The 18,537-nt window shown below is 71.9% G+C and carries 19 protein-coding genes; 9 read left to right on the forward strand and 10 right to left on the reverse strand.

Annotation, left to right across the window (positions count from 1 at the left end; genetic code table 11):
• Positions 1 to 32: 32 nt before the first annotated feature.
• On the reverse strand, positions 33 to 2,843 hold the full coding sequence (locus ACZ6TI_RS18390; protein ID WP_465346255.1) for an AfsR/SARP family transcriptional regulator: 2,811 nt from the start codon (positions 2,841 to 2,843) through the stop codon (positions 33 to 35).
• 128 nt (positions 2,844 to 2,971) lie between these two features.
• Positions 2,972 to 3,634: a TetR/AcrR family transcriptional regulator C-terminal domain-containing protein gene (locus ACZ6TI_RS18395; RefSeq protein ID WP_465346334.1), complete on the reverse strand. Its 663-nt coding sequence runs from the start codon at positions 3,632 to 3,634 to the stop codon at positions 2,972 to 2,974.
• An 18-nt stretch (positions 3,635 to 3,652) separates the two neighbouring features.
• Between ACZ6TI_RS18395 and ACZ6TI_RS18400 the strand changes: the two genes are divergently transcribed.
• From ACZ6TI_RS18400 to ACZ6TI_RS18425, 6 genes are all read left to right on the forward strand, one after another.
• Positions 3,653 to 4,318, forward strand: coding sequence for a DUF4386 domain-containing protein (locus ACZ6TI_RS18400; RefSeq protein ID WP_465346256.1), 666 nt, complete (start codon positions 3,653 to 3,655; stop codon positions 4,316 to 4,318).
• A 105-nt stretch (positions 4,319 to 4,423) separates the two neighbouring features.
• Entirely contained in the window at positions 4,424 to 5,962 is a 1,539-nt protein-coding gene (locus tag ACZ6TI_RS18405) for a phenylacetate--CoA ligase family protein (protein WP_465346335.1), read from the forward strand.
• A complete protein-coding gene (locus ACZ6TI_RS18410; RefSeq protein WP_465346257.1) occupies positions 5,959 to 6,405 on the forward strand; it encodes a DUF4188 domain-containing protein in 447 nt (148 codons plus the stop codon). The genes ACZ6TI_RS18405 and ACZ6TI_RS18410 overlap by 4 nt, the downstream gene beginning before the upstream one ends.
• Positions 6,402 to 7,469, forward strand: coding sequence for a hypothetical protein (locus ACZ6TI_RS18415; protein ID WP_465346258.1), 1,068 nt, complete (start codon positions 6,402 to 6,404; stop codon positions 7,467 to 7,469). The genes ACZ6TI_RS18410 and ACZ6TI_RS18415 overlap by 4 nt, the downstream gene beginning before the upstream one ends.
• Positions 7,466 to 8,356 carry a hypothetical protein gene (locus ACZ6TI_RS18420; protein ID WP_465346259.1) on the forward strand — a complete coding sequence of 297 codons (891 nt, stop codon included), beginning with the start codon at positions 7,466 to 7,468 and terminating at the stop codon, positions 8,354 to 8,356. Before ACZ6TI_RS18415 ends, ACZ6TI_RS18420 begins: the two co-directional genes overlap by 4 nt.
• Positions 8,357 to 8,404: 48 nt before the next feature.
• A complete protein-coding gene (locus ACZ6TI_RS18425; protein WP_465346260.1) occupies positions 8,405 to 8,791 on the forward strand; it encodes a DUF6855 family protein in 387 nt (128 codons plus the stop codon).
• On the opposite strand, the gene ACZ6TI_RS18430 is transcribed toward ACZ6TI_RS18425, so the two are convergent.
• Positions 8,788 to 10,725 carry a HAMP domain-containing sensor histidine kinase gene (locus ACZ6TI_RS18430; protein ID WP_465346261.1) on the reverse strand — a complete coding sequence of 646 codons (1,938 nt, stop codon included), beginning with the start codon at positions 10,723 to 10,725 and terminating at the stop codon, positions 8,788 to 8,790. The two genes, ACZ6TI_RS18425 and ACZ6TI_RS18430, sit on opposite strands and share 4 nt — an antisense overlap.
• Positions 10,722 to 11,411 (reverse strand): response regulator transcription factor, encoded by a 690-nt coding sequence (locus tag ACZ6TI_RS18435; RefSeq protein ID WP_465346262.1) that lies wholly within the window; start codon positions 11,409 to 11,411, stop codon positions 10,722 to 10,724. The genes ACZ6TI_RS18430 and ACZ6TI_RS18435 overlap by 4 nt, the downstream gene beginning before the upstream one ends.
• 89 nt (positions 11,412 to 11,500) lie before the next feature.
• On the opposite strand from ACZ6TI_RS18435, the gene ACZ6TI_RS18440 reads away from it, so the two are divergent.
• Genes ACZ6TI_RS18440 through ACZ6TI_RS18450 form a run of 3 tightly spaced genes read left to right on the forward strand, consistent with a single transcriptional unit; the run spans position 11,501 to position 14,408 of the window.
• A complete protein-coding gene (locus tag ACZ6TI_RS18440; protein ID WP_465346263.1) occupies positions 11,501 to 12,550 on the forward strand; it encodes a peptidoglycan-binding protein in 1,050 nt (349 codons plus the stop codon).
• On the forward strand, positions 12,547 to 13,230 hold the full coding sequence (locus ACZ6TI_RS18445) for an ABC transporter ATP-binding protein (protein ID WP_465346264.1): 684 nt from the start codon (positions 12,547 to 12,549) through the stop codon (positions 13,228 to 13,230). Before ACZ6TI_RS18440 ends, ACZ6TI_RS18445 begins: the two co-directional genes overlap by 4 nt.
• Complete coding sequence (locus ACZ6TI_RS18450; protein WP_465346265.1) at positions 13,227 to 14,408, forward strand: ABC transporter permease; 1,182 nt, start codon at positions 13,227 to 13,229, stop codon at positions 14,406 to 14,408. Before ACZ6TI_RS18445 ends, ACZ6TI_RS18450 begins: the two co-directional genes overlap by 4 nt.
• On the opposite strand, the gene ACZ6TI_RS18455 is transcribed toward ACZ6TI_RS18450, so the two are convergent.
• From ACZ6TI_RS18455 to ACZ6TI_RS18480, 6 genes are all read right to left on the reverse strand, one after another.
• Positions 14,405 to 14,959, reverse strand: coding sequence for a hypothetical protein (locus ACZ6TI_RS18455; RefSeq protein WP_465346266.1), 555 nt, complete (start codon positions 14,957 to 14,959; stop codon positions 14,405 to 14,407). The genes ACZ6TI_RS18450 and ACZ6TI_RS18455 overlap by 4 nt on opposite strands.
• 45 nt (positions 14,960 to 15,004) lie before the next feature.
• Entirely contained in the window at positions 15,005 to 15,661 is a 657-nt protein-coding gene (locus tag ACZ6TI_RS18460) for a DUF4352 domain-containing protein (RefSeq protein WP_465346267.1), read from the reverse strand.
• A gap of 67 nt (positions 15,662 to 15,728) precedes the next feature.
• Complete coding sequence (locus tag ACZ6TI_RS18465; RefSeq protein WP_465346268.1) at positions 15,729 to 16,064, reverse strand: alpha/beta hydrolase; 336 nt, start codon at positions 16,062 to 16,064, stop codon at positions 15,729 to 15,731.
• The gene (locus ACZ6TI_RS18470; protein ID WP_465346269.1) at positions 15,973 to 16,302 is read right to left on the reverse strand and encodes a hypothetical protein; all 330 of its coding nucleotides are present in this window, start codon (positions 16,300 to 16,302) and stop codon (positions 15,973 to 15,975) included. Before ACZ6TI_RS18470 ends, ACZ6TI_RS18465 begins: the two co-directional genes overlap by 92 nt.
• A gap of 25 nt (positions 16,303 to 16,327) precedes the next feature.
• The gene (locus ACZ6TI_RS18475) at positions 16,328 to 17,914 is read right to left on the reverse strand and encodes a GGDEF domain-containing protein (protein ID WP_465346270.1); all 1,587 of its coding nucleotides are present in this window, start codon (positions 17,912 to 17,914) and stop codon (positions 16,328 to 16,330) included.
• Positions 17,915 to 17,979: 65 nt separating this feature from the next.
• Positions 17,980 to 18,456: a hypothetical protein gene (locus ACZ6TI_RS18480; protein ID WP_465346271.1), complete on the reverse strand. Its 477-nt coding sequence runs from the start codon at positions 18,454 to 18,456 to the stop codon at positions 17,980 to 17,982.
• Between the last annotated feature and the right edge of the window lie 81 nt (positions 18,457 to 18,537).

An 18,537-nucleotide genomic window follows, 5' to 3' on the forward strand; every position in this document is an offset into this window, starting at 1 on the left:
ACGGACGTATACGTTCGATCGAGGGTGGATAGTCAGTCGAGGCGCGCCAGCCGTTCGCGGGCCTTTCCGGCCAGCGGGTGGCGCAGGTCGTCCAGCGCCGCGGCGGCCTGTTCCCACAGTTCGCGGGCCGGGGCGATCTCGCCCAGCGCGTGCCGGCTGTCGCCGACGTGGATCTGCACCTCGGCCTTCATCAGCGGGTCGCCGAGCTTCTCGAACAGGTCGATCGCCTCGGTGTAGTGCTCGATCGCCTCGTCGTGCAGGCCCAGCCCGGCATACGCATAGGCCAGGCTGTCCAGCGCCGACGCCTGCCCGTCGCTCATGCCCATCGACTCGAACAGCGCGATCGACTCCCGGCAGTGCGCGACCGCGGCGCCGTACCGGCCGAGCAGCGCATAGGCCCAGCCGACGTCGTTCAGGGAGGTCGCGATGCCGTACTCGTCGCCGTCCGCCCGGAGGATCTCGTATGCCGCCTGGCTGTCCGCCAGCGCCTGCGCGTGATCGCCCACCTGGTTGTGCACGAACGACAGCACGCTGTGCGCGCGGGCCTTGTTGTAGAGGTCGCCGGTCTGCTCGAAGAGCGCCAGGGCCTGCCGCAGATGCGCCTCGGCGTCCGCCACCCGGTTGAGCCGGGCATAGGCCGCGCCGATGCTGCGCCGGGCCATGCCCTCGGCCCGCAGGTCACCCATCCGCAGCGCCGCCTCCAGCGCGATCAGCAGGATGGCGGCCTGTTCCGGCCAGTGCCCGCGACGCTGGAAGAGATAGGCCACCGCGATCGGCACGTGCCACGCGTACTCGTCGAAGCGCTCCTCGCCGGCCAGCCGCACACACGCCACCAGGGCGTGGAACTCGATGGCCAGCCAGGCGTCCGCGGCCTGCTCGTCGGCGATCGGCTCGGGAGTCACCTCGGGCAGCGGGCCGGCCACCTCGGGCAGCTTCCAGTGCTGCCGCAGCAGGCGCACGGTCGGTCGCGCGGTGTGCAGGTAGTAGTCGAACATCCGGTGCAACGCGCCCCGGCGTTCGGCTTCCGGCTCGGTCTCGGCGAGCAGCTCCCGACCGTACGCCCGCAGCAGATCGTGCCGCAGATAGCGCCCCGGCACGTGCTCGCGCAGCAGGTTGGCCCGGGTGAGCTCGCCGAGCGGTCCGCGCGCCGCGGCCACTTCGAGCCCGCCGATGCTGGCCGCCGCGGAGAGGCTCAGATCGTCGCCCGGATGCACCGCGAGCAGCCGGAACAGCCGTGCCGCGGCCGGCGTCAGAGCGCGGTAGGACCAGGAGAAGACGGCCCGCGCGTCGATCGCGGTGTCGCTGTCCCGGAACGCGCCGAGCGTGCCGTGGTGCAAGCGCAACTCCTCCAGGAAGGTGGCCAGCGGGACGTCGCTGCGCAGCACGGCCCGGGCCGCGACGATGGTCAGCGCGAGCGGCAGGCCGCCGCAGAAGTTCGCGATCGCGGCGATCTCGGCCTGCTCGCCGCGGGCCCGGTCGGCGCCGATCCGGTGCGACAGGAAGGCTCGAGCCTCCGCATCGGACAGCACGTCGAGGCGCACCGGCTGGGCGTGTTCGATGGCCACCATGCCGGGCAGCTGGTCGCGGCTGGTGATCAGCACGGCACAGCCCGGCGTACCCGGAAGAAGCGGTCGCACCTGCTCCGGGGACCGCACGTTGTCCAGCACGAACAGCACCCGCCGGTCGCGCAGCGCGGTGCGCAGCAGCGCGGTGCGGGCGGTGCGGCCCTGCGGGATCTGGCCGACCGGCACGCCGAACGATTCCAGCAGGGCGTGCAGCGCCTCGTCCGGCTGCATCACGTCGCCGGACGGTTCGAAGCCGCGCAGGTTGAGGAAGACCTGGCCGTCCGGGAAGCGGCTCGCCGCCGAGTGCGCCCAGTGCACCGCGAGCGAGGTCTTGCCGGTGCCGGCCATGCCGTGCACGCAGACCACCCGCATGCTGGTCAGGTCGTCCGGGACCAGCTCGTCGAGCCGGTTCAGCTCGCGCGCCCGGCCGGTGAACCCGTGCAGGTCGGCGGGCAGCTGGGCGGGTGTCGCCGGGGCCGGGTCGGGCGCCGGCGCGGGCGCCGCGGGCACGGTCTCGGCTCGCAGAATCTCCAGGTGCAAGGACTGCAGCGCCGGGCCGGGGCCGATGCCCAGCTCGTCGGCGAGCAGCGCGCGGGTCTGCGAATAGACGGCCAGCGCCTCGGCCCGCTGCCCGGAGCGGTGCAGGGCGAGCATCAGCAGGCGGCGGAACCGCTCGTCCAGCGGGTGCGCGGCGACCAGCCCGGCCAGCTCGTGTGCCGCCTCGTTGTGCCGGCCCAGTTCGATGTCCAGTTCGAGCGCCGTCTCCAGCGCATTGAGCCGCAGCTTGGTGAGGCCGGACCGGGCCCGGGCGGCGGGCTCGCCGGGCAGGTCGGCGAGCGGTTCGCCGGTGCACAGGTCGAGCGCCTCGGCGACCGTCGTGCGCGCGGTGACCAGGTCGGCGCAGGCCCGCGCCTTCTCCGCGTCGGCGGTGAGCCGGCGGAAGGTGGCCAGGTCGAACTCGCCCGGTTCCAGATCGAGGACGTAGCCGGTGCCGACCGAGCGGATCCGGGAGCCGTCGAGCACCCGGCGCAGCCGGTACACATAGGTGCGGACCACCTGCTCGGCCGAGCGCGGCGGGTCCTCACCCCACAGCCAGTCGACCATCTCGTGCACCGAGACGTGCTGGCCGGCGTGCAGGAGCAGGGCGGCGAGAACCGACTTCTGCTGCGGCGCCCCGAGATTGAGTTCTGTCTCGCCATGCCCGGCCCGGACGGGGCCGAGGACGGCGAACCACCAGCCTTCGCTCACCCCGGCGTGGTCGATCTCGTGTGGGAACACATGGCGCGGCCTTCCGACATCGTTCTTGAGGCGTTTCGATCGCTGAGCATCCGGGTGCACGACGATGAATGTCCAGCGTGCGTCTCATCCACGACACCGTCACGCTCCGGAAACAGCTGGCCGGTGTTTCAGAGGTGCTTCTCGAGACCGTCCAGCAGCAGGTCGAGGGTGAACTCGAACTCGACCTGACTGTCACACCAGCCGAGCGTGGGGTCGTCGGCACTGTGCGTCTCGGCGGCCACCATCGCGACGATGTGCGGCAGCGTCTCGGCCATCGCGGCGAGGTCCGCCTCGACGTCATTGCTCCCGCCGGCCGCGGCCGGATTGAAGACCTCGGTCGCGAAGCCCAGCGCCAGGGTGCCGAAGGAGTGGATCGCCCGGTGCGCGATGCGATAGGAGAAGCCGCCGCCGACCAGCGTGGCCAAAATCTCGTCGTAGTGGGCGAAGACGCCGGCCGGGATCGCCGGTCGCGTGGAGAGCAGCGCGGGCGCCCACGGATGCCGGAGCATGACCTCGCGTGCCGCGAGACATCGGTGCTTCAGGCTGCTGCGCCAGTCACCCTCTTTCCGGGTACGCGCCACCGCCGCCGTGATCTCCGCGATGACGGTGTCGGCCAGCCCGTCCAGCAAACCTTCCTTGCCGGGCACGTGGTGATAGAGCGACATCGCCTCGACGCCCAGGTCGGCGGCGAGGCGGCGCATCGTCAGAGCCCGGATGCCGTCCGCGTCGACCAGGGCGACCGCCGCGGCCAGCGCCCGCTCGCGGCTCAGGGGTTCTCTTCCTTGTGCGATGCCGCTACCTTACAACGTATGGCTGCCTTACAACGTAAGACCGCACGCACCGCCGGGCTCTTCTATCTCGGTCTGGCACTGGCCGGCGCGGCCGGCTTTCTCTTCCTCCGCCCCCGCCTCTTCGTCGCGGGTGACGCCGCGGCCACCGTCGCCAACCTGCTCGAGAACCCGCCGGCGGCCCGGCTGCTGGTGGTGTTCGAGCTGCTGGTGGTGCTGACCCATACGCTGGCGGCGGCCTGGTTCTACCGCCTCTTCCGGCCGGTGGACCCGACGGCCGCCGCCGGCATCGCGGCCTTCGGCCTGATCAATGCGATCGCCGTGCTGGTCAGCGCGGCACTGCTCGGCACCGCGCTGCAGACCGTCCTGCTGACCGCCGATGACGTGCAGCTGATGTTCCTGATCAGCGGCAACCTCTGGGAGGTCGGCGGCCTGTTCTTCGGGTTGTGGCTGGTCCCGATGGGCTGGTGCGTGCTGCGGGCCGGCTCGATGCCACGTGCGCTCGGCTGGACCCTGATCGGGGGCGGCGCCGGTTACGTGGCGAGCACCTTCCTCGTGTTCGCCGTGCCCGATGCCGCCCTGCTCGCCGACGTGCTGGTGGTGCCGGCCTCGGCCGGCGAGTTCTGGATGATCGGTTACCTGCTCATTCGCGGAGTGCGTGTGCCCGCACCCGTGCCGGCGTGCTGACCCGGGCGGCCGACCTGCTGCTCACCGCTGAGGTCGCGTACTCACCAGGGTTGAGTAGCGGCTCGGACGCGCGGGCACCCCGCCGATTCATACCTTCAGTGGGTGATGACCTTCCTGCGCCGCTCGGCACTGCGGATCGCCACCCTCGCACTCAGCGGGCTCTATTCGCTCTATCGCGCCCACCCGGCGGTGTGGCGGCTGATGGCCCGCAACTACCGCCCGTTCATGGGCCGCTTCGCCCGCCTGCACGCGTGGATGACCTGCCAGGCCGCTGCGCTCGCGGTACCCGCGTATGTCCAGCATTTGGCCGCGCACGGGTTCGAGTTCCGGTGGTTCGATCTGACCAGCTACCCGCCGACCGACAAGCAGGGTTACGTCGCGGCGTACCCGGAACACCTGCGCAGCCGCGGTGGCGAGATCGACATCGTGGGCAGCGTCGTGGACGAGTCGTCCGGGTCGTCCGGGCGGCCCTACAACTGGGTGCGCAGCCGGGGTGAACTGCGGTCGGTGCACCGGAACCTGGCCGGCTACACGACCATGATGTTCCCGTCCAAGCGGCGGTTCGTGATCAACGCCTATTCGATGGGCGCCTGGGCGACCGGCACCAACACCGGCATCGCGATGTCCCGGATCGCCATGGTGAAGAACACCGGGCCGGACCTGCCGAAGATCATCGACACGCTGCGGCACTTCGGGCCCGGGTTCGAGTACATCGTCACCGCGTACCCCCCGTTCCTGAAGCACCTGCGCGACGAGCTCGACGCCGAGGGTTTCCCGTGGGCGGACTATCGCATCTCCGGCCTGGTCGGCGGCGAGGGCATGACCGAGGCGCTGCGCGACTATCTGGAGGAGCGGTTCCACAAGGTCCGGTCCGGCTACGGCGCCAGCGACCTGACCATCGGCATGGCCGGCGAGACCGACTTCAGTGTCTGGGTGCGCCGCCGGATGCGCACCGACGCCGCTTTCCGCACCGCCCTGCTCGGGACCGGCGAGCACCGGCTGCCGATGGTGTTCCAGTACAACCCGCTGGAGACCTATCTGGAGACGACGGCCGGGTCGGAGCTGCTCTGCACGATCAACTCGATGGCCGTGCGCAACCCGAAGGTGCGCTACAACATCGGCGACGAGGGCCGGCTGGCCACCTTTCCCGAGGTGCTCGCCGCGATCACCGATCCGGATGCGCGCGCCGAGGCGGAGGCCGCGCACCGGGCCGACGGGATGCGGCTGCCGCTGCTGTTCCTGTTCGGGCGCAAGGACAGCACGATCTCGTACATGGGCGCGCACCTCTACCCACAGGACGTCGAGTACGGCCTCTACGCCGGCAACCCGTACGCCCACCTGCTGGAAAGTTTCTGCCTCGAGGTGCAGGAACAGGCCGACCTCGAATCCCGCCCGGTGGTCAACCTGCAACTGCGGGCGGACGCGGCACTCGGCCCGGCCGAGCGGACGGCGCTCGCGGACACCTGCCGGGACGGCATCCTGCGGCACCTCGCCGCGGTGAGCCGGGACTTCGCCGCCTCCATCGAGGAGGACCCGTCCGCCGCCGACCTGCGGGTGCGGGTGCACGACTTCGGCGCCGGGCCGTTCGCCGGCGCCGCCTCGAAGATCAAGAACACCTACCTGGTGAAGGACGCCGCCGCATGAGGACCACCGACTTCTCCGCCGCGCCGCCGGCCGGCCAGGCGACCGCCATGTTCGTCGGCGCCACCCGCTATTCCGGGCCGCGCTCGATGCTGCACACGATCCGCACCTGGGGACCGATGATCCGGCAGATGAAGCGGATGTCCGGCTATCGCTGGCACACCGTCTACTACAAGTTCCCGTTCACCCTCGGCACCATCGCGTTCTTCGCCGACCGCGACGCGATGCTGAAGTTCGCCCGCAGCAAGCACCACCGCGACCTGATGTGCTGGGTCACCGACCACGGCACCCGCAACGCCACCGGCGGTTTCATCCGGCTCTACTCGGCCGAGCCGCACGGCTACAGCAACGGCGTCTGGCGGGCCGAGGGCGGCGAGATGGCGCACACGCCGCACTTCACCCCGCTGTCCACCGAGGACGCCGGCCCCGCGGTGCACCGCTCGTGATCGCGACCAAGGTGGTCACCCGGGCCGATTTCCGCGACTTCCGCGAGTTCCCGGTGCGGCTGCACCCCCGAGACCGGTACGTGCCGCTGCCCGCGCCGGTGCTCGCGGCTCATCGCCGGGTGACCGAGATGTTCCTGGTCCGCGACCACCGTGGCCGGGTCGTCGGCCGGACCAGCGTGCACCGCGACGCCTCCTTCGACGCGAAGACCGGACCGCGTCAGTTGTTCGGGCACACCGAGTTCGTCGACGACGAGGCGGTGTTCCGCGCGCTGATCGGCGCCGCCACCGCCGCGGCCGGCGGGCGGGCGTTGTTCGGCCCGGTCGCGTTGCTGCCCAACCAGACCGGCGGCGTGATCACCGACGGCTTCGCCGAGCGTGGTTTCGTCGACTCGGCCTGGAACCCCGCCTACTACCCCGAGATGTACGAGCGGCACGGCTTCACCCGGCGCTTCGAGGCGGACACCTGGATCGTGGACGTGCCCGGCTCGGCGGCGACGTTCGCCTTCGACGACTCCCGGATCGCCGCCGAGCGCCTGGAGATCCGGCACGGCAGCCGCCGCCGGCTGGGCGCCCAGCTGCCGATCCTGCGGGAGATGCTGAACGCGAGCTTCGCCGGGCTCGGCTACTACACCGAGATCTCCGCCGCCCAGCTGGCCGAGCAGACCGACGGGCTGGCGTTCCTGCTGGACGAGGGCCTGCTGGTGTGGCTGGAGAAGGCCGGCCGCCCGGTCGCGTTCGTGGTGGCCGTGCCGGACATCTCGGAGTTCCTGATGGCGACCGGCGGGCGGCTGGGCCCGATCGAGCAGATGCGCCTGCTGGCCACCCGGTCGCGGTACCGGCGCGACGCGGTGCTGGTGATCAAGGGATGCGTGCCCGCCGAGCAGGGGCACGGCTACATCACCCTGCTGACCCGTGAGGTGCACCGCAACCTGGAGGCCGGCGGTTATCGGGCGCTGCGCAGCACCTTCGTGGAACGCGACAACAAGGCTTCGGCCGCGTCCTATCGCCGGGCCGGCGGGCGACCGCTGCACGGCTATACGTTCTACGAGCGGGCCGCCGCATGACGTGGGTCGACGACTTGCGGGCGCACGAAGCGGTCTACCGGCGGGCGCCCAGCGCACACAACACCCAGCCGTGGACGCTCGACTACCGCGCCGACGACATCGTCATCGGGGTCGACCCGGCGCGGGCCCTGCCCGACTCGGACCCGACCGGCCGCGACCTGGCACTCGGCCTGGGCGCGTTCATCGAGACCTGCCTGATCGTCGCGGCCGGCGCCGGCCTGGCCGTGGCCCGCGACGGAATGCGGCTGGTCCCGGCGACGACCCGCTACCGCACCCCGTTCACCGCCGCGGACATCGAGGCCCGGCGCGTCGCCCGCGGCCGCTATGTGCCCGGCGTCGTCGGGCCGGTGCTGGACGAACTCGAGCCCGGCATCGCGCACGTGCCGAGCCGCGAGCTCGCGCGCGACCTGACGATCGCCGACCGATGGATGTTCGGCGCCCCGAAGGTGGCCCGCGAGCTGCGTGCCTGGCTGCGGCTGGACCCGCGCGACCCGCGCTATCGCCGGGACGGGCTGACCGATCGCGCTCTCGGCCTGAGCCGCCTCGAAGCTCGGATGCTGGGCGCCGCCCTGCGCGGCTACCCGGTCACCCGCCGGATCGGCCTCCCCCGGCTGCTCGCCGCGAGCGGAAACGGCCTGCTGCGCTACGACGGCAGCGTGCTGGTCCTCACCGCCCGCGGCGACGACCTGCACGACGAGGGCCGGCGGCTGTTCCGCACCTGGCTGACGCTGGCCCGGCACGGCCTCGCGGTGCACCCGCTGAGCCAGCTCATCGACTGCCCGGCGACCGCGGCCCGCCTGGCCGCCCGCGTCGGAGCCACTCCCCTGGCGGTCTTCCGGGTCGGCCGCCCCGAGCACGAGCCGGTTCGCTCGGCGCGCCTTCCCTAACGGGTCTCACCTGCGATAACACGGCTCGCCGCCCGCTACTGTCGGGACATGGCCGGAACCAAGGACGAGCCCTGGGTGCTGCGCACGCCGCCCGGATCCTCGGAATACACCATGTACCGCGACGAGGACACGCTCGTCTGCCAGGTCGGGTCGACCAGGCTCACCTATCGGCTCGGCGCGATCGAGGATCTGCACGCCTGGCTGGTCGCGCAGGGCGACTGGGTGCCGCTCGGCGCCGCGGACGAGAACAAGCCGGCGTCCGACGGCACGGTCGAGGCCTGGGGTCGCTCGCCGGACAACCCGGCCGGCGGCTGGTACGGCCTCCGCAAGGGTTACCGCGGCCGGTTCGGCATGTACCTGCCCCCGCTGCTCGAGGAGCTGGGCCTGGCCGAGCTGACCCACGACAAGCGCAACAACCGGATGCGCGCCCGTTAGGGTCTGTCTCGTGGATCAGCCATGTGCGAGGCGCGGTCCAGAGTGTGGCTGGCATCGGGCGCGGGGCGCCCGAATACCGGTGTTGTATTCGGGTGTTTCGCGGCCGCTGGCAGGCACGCTCTGGGCCCCGCCGCAGCCCTGGCTGATCCACGAGACAGACCCTCGAACCGGATCGTCATGGTGGTGCCCGCGCCCGTACGGCTCTCCGCCGTGATCGTGCCGCCGTGCGCCTCGGCCAGCTGGCGGGCGATCGGCAGGCCCAGGCCGCTGCCGCCGGTGGCGCGGGTGCGTGAGCCGTCCGCGCGCCAGAAGCGGTCGAAGATCCGCGGCAGGTCGTCCGGCGCGATGCCGGCCCCGGTGTCCGCGACCGTGACGGTCAGCCCGCCGTCCGCGGCCGCCGCCGCCACGGTCACCGCGCCGCCCGGCGGGGTGTGCCGGATCGCGTTGGAGACCAGGTTGCCGACCATCTGCCGGAACCGCACCGGGTCCGCCTCGGCGACCGGCTCGGCATCCACCCGCACCCGCAGGTCGACGCCCGCCGCCTGGGCCGCGCCCAGATGCGCCGACGCCACCTGGGCGAGCAGGTCGCGCACGTAGACCGGCTCGCGGTGCACGCGCAGGTTGCCCGCGTCGGCGGCGGCCAGGTCACCCAGGTCGTCGATGACGTGTTGCAGCAGCAGGGCCTCCTCGTGCAGCAGATCGAGCAGCTGCGGGCCGGCCGGGGTCAGGCCGTCCTGGGCCGCCTCCAGCCAGCTGCGGATGTTCGTCAGCGGCGTACGCAACTCGTGCGCCACGTCGCTGACCATCGCCCGCCGCTGCTCCTCCGCCCGCTCCCGCCGCTCGGCCAGGTCGTCCAGGGCCCGGGCCAGGTAACCGATCTCGTCCCGGCCGCCCACCGGCATCCGCTCCCGCTGCCCGATCGGCTGTGCCGCCGCCTCGGTCAGCGCGCGCAGCGGCCGCACCAGGCGCCGGCCGGCCAGCGTGGTGACCAGGATCGCGGCGAGCAGCACGGCCGCGGTCACCCAGACGATCCGCACCGTGTTGTCGCCGGACAGGGTGAACGTGGGCTCGTCCACGGCGGCGCCGGGCTCGGTGACGAACAACAGGGCGGGCTTGGCCACGTACCCCTGCAATTGGGTTTGCCGGGCCTGTTGCATGCAATCGCGTGCCTTGGCCGCGGTGGCCGTGCCATAGGGGTTGGCGATGCTGTCCGAGCTGAGCAGCACCGCGAAGTCGCGGCCGACCGAGACGCCCTCCTGGTCGCGCAGACGCAGGCAGCGGCCGACCAGCTTGGCGAGCTCGTCCAGCGCGACCTTCTCGGTGGTCATCAGCGCGTCGCCGACCTGATCGCGGCAATAGGTGGTCAGGTTCTTGGGATCGAGGGTGACCGCCTGCACGACCGGACGGCCGTTCGGGGCGTCCACGATGCGGCCCTCGACGTCGCCGGCCCGCATGCACTTCACCTGCGTGCCCAGCATCGACTGCAGCTGCCGGCGCTCCCCGGCGGGCAGCTTGAACGGGCCGGCCGCGCGCGGGTCGATGCGGTCGGTGCCGCCGGTGAGCCGCAGGTCGAGGCGCAGCGGATCGACCGTGGCGGAGGGCCGGGCCTGCAGTGGCGACGGCCCGGGCGCCGAGTCCGCGATCACCTCGCGATCCTCGGTGGTGAGGGTGATCCGGCGTTTGAGGGCGGCGGCCTGTTTCGCCACCACGGCGTCGACGCCGGCCCAGCTCGGGTGCGTCGCGGCATAGGCCACCAGCACGTCGTAGATGCTCTTGTCCTCGGCCAGCGAGCGGCCCTGCTCCTGGCGGATCGCCCGGGTGGTGCTCTGGGTGGCCAGCCAGGCGGTGGCCACGATCGCCACCACCGCGACGGTCAGCGAGGTGGCCAGCAGCCGGACCACCAGGCTGCGGTGCAGCGGGACCCCGGTTCTCACCGCGGACCGCCGGTCAGCTTGTAACCGACGCCGTAGACGGTGATCAGCAGCTCCGGCCGGCGCGAATCGGCCTCGATCTTGCGGCGCAGGTTCATCACGTGCACGTCGATCGTGCGCTCGGTCGAGCTGCGGTCGATCCCCCGGGTGCAGCCGAGCAGCTGGGCGCGGGTGAAGACCCGGCCGGGCCACCGGGCCAGCGCGGTCAGGATCGCGAACTCGCCCGGAGTGCAGTCGATCGGCTCACCGTCCAACCAGGACAGGTGGCGGGCCGGATCGACGGTCAACCGGCCGGCGGTGAGCACGCCGTCCGGGGTGGGCGCCGGCCGGGCCCGGCGCAGCAGCGTGCGGATCCGCGCCATCAGCTCCCGCGGGCTGTACGGCTTGGTCATGAAGTCGTCCGCGCCCAGCTCCAGCCCGTCGAGCAGATCCTCCTCGGTCGAGCGCGCGGTCAGCATCAGCACCAGCAGGTCGGAATCGCGGCGCAGGATGCGGCAGGCCTCCCGGCCGTCCATGCCGGGCATCATCACGTCCAGGATCAACAGATCCGGGTTCAGCCGGCGGACCTCGGCGAGGGCGGTGACACCGTCGCGGGTCAGCGTGGCGGTGTGGCCCTCCGCCACCAGATAGCGGCGGAGCACCTCGGCCTGCCGTTCGTCATCCTCGGCGACGAGCACATGGGCACACACGCGGCGACTATAGGCACGCTGAGCCACCGGCCGGGAGGTCCGGCGGCAACCCTGACAGGTTCCTGACGATCGCCCGGCACGCTGACCGGATGCGCAGAGCTCTCCTCGCACTGCCGGTGCTGCTTCTCCTGGGTGCGCTTCCTTTCCTGCCCGATCGGGACAAGGCTCCGTCCGCTGCGCCGGTCGCGCCGAGCACGCCGGCCGCCGAGCTGACCCGGCAGGACATGACCACCACGACGTCGCTGCCCGGCACGCTCGGTTACGGCACCGCGCGGCCGATCACCGGCGGCGGCGCGGGCATCGTCACCTGGATGCCGCAGCCCGGTCGGGTGGTGAAGCGGGGACAGCAGGTCTATCGAGTGGACGACCGCCCGGTCCCGCTCTTCTACGGCAAACTCCCGATGTACCGCCCGCTGCGGACCCCCGACACGGTCGGCCGCGACGTGCGGGTGCTGGCCGACAACCTGCGGGCCCTCGGATATGCGATCGGCGCCCGCCCGAAGACCACCCGGCCCGGCGACGGCGTGCTCACCGCCTCGCTGATCGCCGCGGTCAAGCGCTGGCAACGGGACACCGGGCTGCCCGAGACCGGCGCCGTCACCCCCGCCGACGTGGTGGTGCAGCGCGGCGCGGTGCGGGTCGACTCGGTGACCGCGGAATCCGGCGTGGCCGCGGAGGGTCCGCTGCTGTCGGTCACCCCGACCGCCAAGGTGATCACCGTGCCGGCCGAGCCCGGTCAGGCGGCCGGCGTCGAACGCGGCGATCGGGTCACCGTGGACGTACCCGGCGCCGGCTCGCTCGCCGCCGAGGTGACCGCGGTCGGCACCCGGCTGAAGACCCAGGAGGGCGGCACCGGTGACGCGCCGCCGCTGCTCGCGGTCACGGTGACCGTCAAGGACCAGAAGAAACTCGCCCGGATCGACGCCGCGGATGTCGAGGTCGCCTTCGCCGGCGAGGTGCGCAAGGACGTGCTGGTCGCGCCGGTCACCGCGCTGGTCGCGCTCAGCGAGGGCGGGTACGCGCTGCAGATCGAGAACGGCGGCCTGGTCGCGGTCCGAACGGGCCTGTTCGCCAAGGGCATGGTCGAGGTGCGGGGCGACGGGCTGGACGAGGACACCCGCGTGCTCACCGCGTCATGACCCCGGTGCTCGAGGTCCGCGACGCGGCGATGGTCTATCCGGGCGGGGTCACCGCGCTGACCGGCGTCTCGCTGGACATCGAGCGCGGCGAACTGCTCGGCATCGTCGGACCATCGGGTTCCGGCAAGTCCACGCTGCTGCACATCATGGGCACCCTGGACAGGCCGACCGCGGGCACCGTACGCCTGGCCGGGCAGGACGTGGCCCGGCTGAGCGACCGCCGCCTCTCCGCCCTGCGCGCCCGCCGCCTCGGCTTCGTCTTCCAGCAGTTCCACCTCAACGAAGCGCTCACCGCCACCGAGAACGTCGCCACCGGCCTGCTCTACGCGGGCGTACCCCGGCGCCACCGCCGGCCGCGGGCCGAGGAGGCGCTGGCCCGGGTCGGCCTGGCGCATCGCACCGGGCACCGGCCGGGCGAGCTCTCCGGCGGCGAACGCCAGCGTGTCGCCATCGCCCGCGCGCTGGTCAGCGAGCCGGAACTGGTGCTCGCCGACGAGCCGACCGGCGCCCTGGACACCGCCACCGGCCGGGCCGTGCTGGATCTGTTGCACCGCCTGCACGAGGAGGGCACGACCATCGCCCTGATCACGCACGATCGCGACATCGCCGCTTCCCTGCCGCGCCGCCTCGAGATCCGCGACGGCCGCCTCGTCTCCGACACTCGGCCCGACTCGCTATGAGCCGCCTCAGTCCCGTCGACGTGCTCGGCCTCGGCCTTGTCGGGCTGCGCACCCGCAAGCTGCGGGCGGCTCTCTCCGCGCTGGGCATCTCGATCGGCATCGCCACGATGATCGTGGTGACCGGCATCCCGGCGTCGAGTCAGGCCGGGCTCTCGCGCGAGCTCTCCGCGCTGGGCGCCAACCTGCTGCAGGTGATGCCGGCCCCGGGCGAGGATCCGCCGGTGCTGCTGCCGGAGGCGTCGGTCGGCATGGTCCGCCGGGTCGGCCCGGTCACCGCGGCGAGCGCGGTGGCCAACACGCACACCCTGGTGCGCCGCAACGACCGCACCGATCCCGCGGACGGCGCCGGACTCACCGTGCTGGCCGGGCGGCTGGATCTGCTCGACGTGCTGAACGCGTCCGTCCGGGATGGACAGTGGCTGAGCCCGGCCACGGAAGGGTTTCCGACCGTCGTGCTCGGCTCGATCGCCGCCGAGCGGCTCGGCTTCCCGCACCTGATCCCCGGCCGGCCGCCGCAGGTCGTCATCGGCGACCGCTGGTTCACCGTGATCGGCATCCTGGCCGCCACGCCGCTCTCCCCCGACATCGACCGATCGGTGCTGGTGGGCTGGCCGGCTGCCCGCCGCGAGCTGCACTTCAACGGCCACCCCACGGTCCTTTACGTACGCATGCACGAGGCGCAGGTCGAGGCGGTGCGGGACGTGCTGCCCGCCACCGTCCACCCGGAACGGCCGGGCCAGGTCGTGGTGACCCGCCCGTCCGATGCGCTGGCCGCCAAGCGGGCCACCGAGAACACGTTCGCCACCCTCTTCCTCGGGCTGGCGGCGGTCGCGCTGCTGGTGGGCGGGATCGGGGTGGCCAACACGATGGTGGTGTCGGTGCTGGAACGGCGCCCGGAGATCGGGTTGCGCCGGGCGCTGGGCGCGAATCGAGGCCAGATCCGGGCCCAGTTCCTGACCGAGTCCACGATGCTCGCCGGGCTCGGCGGGCTGCTCGGCACCGGGCTCGGCGCGGCGGCGACGGCGGGCTATGCCGCCTGGCACGAGCTGCCGATCGTCATCCCGGGCGCGGCCGCGGCGGCCGGCGCCGGTGGCGCGGTGCTGGTCGGCGTGGTGGCCGGTCTCTATCCGGCGGTGCAGGCCTCCCGGCTGACGCCGACAGAGGCCCTCACCGGTTAGCTCCCCGCTGCCGCGGACTCCCGTTCGCACTCGGGCATCAGGTCCATGCCCTCGGTGATGGACGGGCGGTCGTTCTGGTCACCGCCGAGCGCGATGCTGACGCCGTCCGGGTCCACCTCGACGTACCGGACGCCCTTCTTCTTCAGGCAGTTGACCACCGCGAGCGCGAAGTCGCGGGACTTCGGGTTCGCCGGATCGCGCTCCCACGGCGGCAACGGCAGGTAGAGCGGCTCGCAGACCCGGTTCGCCTCGTCGATCTTCGCCAGATCGGCCGCGGTCGGCCGCTTGTCGCCCCACTCGCTCTTGGGCTTGGCGCCGTTCTCCTTCATGCACTTCTCGTACGGCCGCAGCATCGCCTCGTACTCCTCGGGCGTGGTGTCGAGCCGTTCCCGGGGCCGCTCGGGCGCGGCGGCCGACGGTTTCGCGCTGCCACCCGGGCTGGTGAACGTGGCCACCCGCGGCATGCCGCTATCCGATTCCCCACCACCCGAGCAGGCCGTGGCGCTCACCAGCACCCCGGCCAGCACAAGGATTCCCAGTCGTCTTCTCATCGGCCGAGCATCGCGAACAACTGTGTGGAACCGGTCAGCCCACCGTCACTTCAGCGGGATCTTCACCCCGGTCGAGAACATCGACTCGTGCAGCACCACCGACGCCAGTTTCGTGCCCGGCGGCACGTCGAACACCAGCTTGCCGGTCACCTTGTTGCCCGGGTTGATCTGCTCCAGGAAGGTCGACGACTTCTCGTTCGCAAAGACGGCCGCGCCGGAGTCCACCGAGAATTCGGTGCCCGCGGCGTCATAGGCCTTCTGCGACGAGTCCACGAAGATCTCGGCGTCCTTGCCGACGTTCTTGATCGTGGTTTCGACGAAGCAGTACTCGCCCTGCGCCTTCTGGCCGAAGCCGTCCGGCCCCACCGACTTCGCGCCGCACTTCAGCCCGGTGACGGTGAACTCGAACTTGCCGTCCCGGATCGGCCGGTCCATCTTTCCGGCGACGGCGTTCTTGCCCTGTCCGTTGGCGTCGATCTCCTGCAGCCCGTCGGACACCGCCTTGGTGCCCGCCCCGACGACGGCGATCGCTCCGACGCAGCCGAGGATCACCAGCGACAGCAGCCCACCGACGATCCACGGCCACTTCTTTCGCTTCTTCGGCGGTTGCTGCGGCGGATGGTGTCCGCCGGGCATCGGGCTGTACGGCTGGGTCGGCAGGCCGGCCACGACGGGTGGCGGCGGGCTCGGGTCGTATGACACACATCCTCAACGGTGTCGTCGAAGCGCGCGAAATGGTGCCTGCGGTCGGAGTCCGCCGCCGTTCGTCCTAGCCGGACGAGACGACCGGGCGAGGTGCGGCGTCCAGGCCGGCGGCGACGAACGCGAACGCGGCCGGGATCGCGGTCGCCCAGTAGCCGAAGTTGTGGTTGCCGGGCCCGTAGTCGCCGGCCGCCGGCAGGGCCGGCAGCGCCTTGGCCAGCGATCGCACGTTGTCGTAGAGGTTGTCGTCTCGGCCGCACCACAGCCCGATCGCGGTGCCGGCCAGCCGCGAGACGCCCGCGAACACCGCGTCACCGGGGGTGACCGCCGGGGAGAACGCGGCCACCGAGCGCACGAAGCCGGGGAACGTCTCGGCCAGCAGCAGCGAGCCGGATCCGCCCATCGACCAGCCCCACGCGGCGAGCCGGCAGGCCGCGCCCGTCGCCGTGGCCGTCCGGCACGGCCGTGTAGAAGTCCACCGGCCGGCCGCTCGCGGCGGAGAATCGCTGCTCCAGCCGCTCGTCGCCGGCCGGCACCGGCGGTGGTTCCGGCGGCGGCGTGCCCTTGCGGCCCAGCACGGCACCGGACAATGCCGCGGCCGCCACCACCGCGCCACCGGTCACCAGGGTTCGTCGTCGCATCCTCGTCCAACGACCCGGCGACGGCTCAGGACGCGGTGACCAGCGAGTCCGGAGAGTGGAGAGCGGAGACCACGCGGTCGCGGCCGGCGTGCTTGGCCGCATAGAGATTGCGATCCGCTGTGGACAGCAGGCTCGCCTGAGTCGGCGTCGAAGCCTCGGCGATGGTCGCCGCCCCGATGCTGACCGTGACCGGCAGACCCGCGGTGATCCGGCGCCACGGATAGGCGCCGACCGTCGCCCGGATCTCGTCCAGCAGCCGGACCGCCGCGTCGAGCTCGGTGCCGGGCAGCGCCAGCAGGAACTCCTCGCCGCCCAGCCGCGCGGCGAAGCCGTCCGGGCACATCGCGGCGAGCTCGGTCTCCATCAGCTTGGCCACCCGCACCAGCACCTGGTCGCCGACCTCGTGGGAGAGGCGGTCGTTGATCTGCTTGAAGTGATCCAGGTCGACGATGGCCAGGGTGAGCAGTGGGTCGCGCTGGATCAGGCCGGGCAGCTGCTCGTCCACGTACCGTCGATTGCGCAGGCCGGTCAGGGGGTCGCGCCGCGCCTGCTCGCGGAACCGCTCCGCCTCCTCGCGGGCCTCCGCGGTCTCGAACATCGCCTGCCGGGTGCGCGCCCGGGCCTCCTGATCAGCCGAGTAAAGGCTGGTGTGCGCCGCGAAGAAGACCTTGTGGGTGGCGAAGGCGGCGGCGAAATCGCCGCGGGCCGCGTGCAACTCGGCCTGTTCCTGGTGTACGCGCAGCAGCACCGGAGCCAGCTCACGTTCGGCACAGATCGCCCGGCACTCGTCCAGGCTGGCCTGGGCCCGGTCGGTGGCGCCCATCCCGCGCTGCGCCTGAGCGAGCGTGAGCAGGTATTCGGCCAGCGAATCGGCGTCCTCCAGCCGGCCGTCGTCGTAGACCTCGATGCACTTGAGCAGCGACTTCTCGGCCTCCGCGAAGAGTCCGTTCTCGATCTGGATGGATCCGATCGTGTCCAGCATCGTCGGCTGCAGCTCGACGCCCTGCGCCGCCGCCTCCCGATGCATCCGCCGGATGACCTCCTCGGCGCGGGCCACGTCACCGGACAGGAACTCGGTGTACGCGTTGTTGTTGAGCACCCAGAGCAGCAGGTCGGGGCGGTCGAACCGGCGGCAGAACTCCTCGGTCTGGGCGTACCGGACGCGAGCGTCCTCCATCGAGGCCATCGAGGCCAGAGCGTCGGCGAGCTTGAGCCGGTGCCAGATGTGCATGTAGGGCGTCGAGGTGTCGTCGAGCAGCTCCACCGAGCTCAGCGCGTGCTCGAGGCATTGCGCGGCGTCGCCCAGCAGCTGGTGGATGCTGGCCCAGATCATGTGCAGCCGGGCCCGCAGCATCTGGTCGTGGTGCTGTTCGGCCCAGCGGTTGATCGGCCACAGCTCGCGGGCGGCGGCGGCCGGCTCACCCGTACGCATCTGCATGGTGACGCCGCACAGCCGGGCGCGCTGCACCAGCAGCTCGTCGCCGAGGGCCAGCGCCTGCCGTTCGAGGTCCGCGGCCTTGTCGCGGGCCTCGAAGGCGTCCCAGAGCAGGCCGTCCTCGATCTCCAGCAGGGCAGCGGAGAGCCGATCCGCGTCGACCGCGTGCTGCTCCACCTCGCGCCACCCTCCGTCACCTCGTTCATCGTCAGCACGACGCGTGAAATGAGAAGTTCGCCATCTCAAGAACGCCAACCGGCGATGATCAGAACGGCCGCGATCAGCACCAGGACGGCGCCGAGCAGGGCGACCCGCCAGCCGAAGAGCGTTTCGCCGGCGAACTTGCGCTCCCGCTCCGGCACGGTGGCCACGAACTGGTCGAGGCGTGCTTGCAGGAAGAGTTGTTCGGCGTCGTCGAGGCCGTCGGAGCCGAACATCGACGCCAGCGCGAGCAGATCGCCGATCTGTGTCTCGGTCAGACCGACCGGATCCGCGCTCTGCTCGTCCTGTTCGTCTTGCTTACAGACGAGCCGGCGGCCGGTGCCGGTGTCCAGGCTGAGCCCGGTCGTTCCGCATTCCGCGCCGGCGTGGGTGAAGGCGATCTCGTAGGCCGCATCGGCGTGACTCTGCTCGGTGACGCCGACCAGGAAGACGAAAACGCCACCCACCGCGAGCAGCGGCCCTCCGACGAAGGCCGGCACCAGCGTCGCTGCACGCATCTGTCGATGGTGCGGCGCGCGAGCGCCGCCAACGGCCCGGCGACAGCATCCGGCCGGGCCGCCTGAGGCCGAAACCCATCG

It is taken from the genome of Actinoplanes sp. NPDC051388 (genome assembly GCF_055586225.1).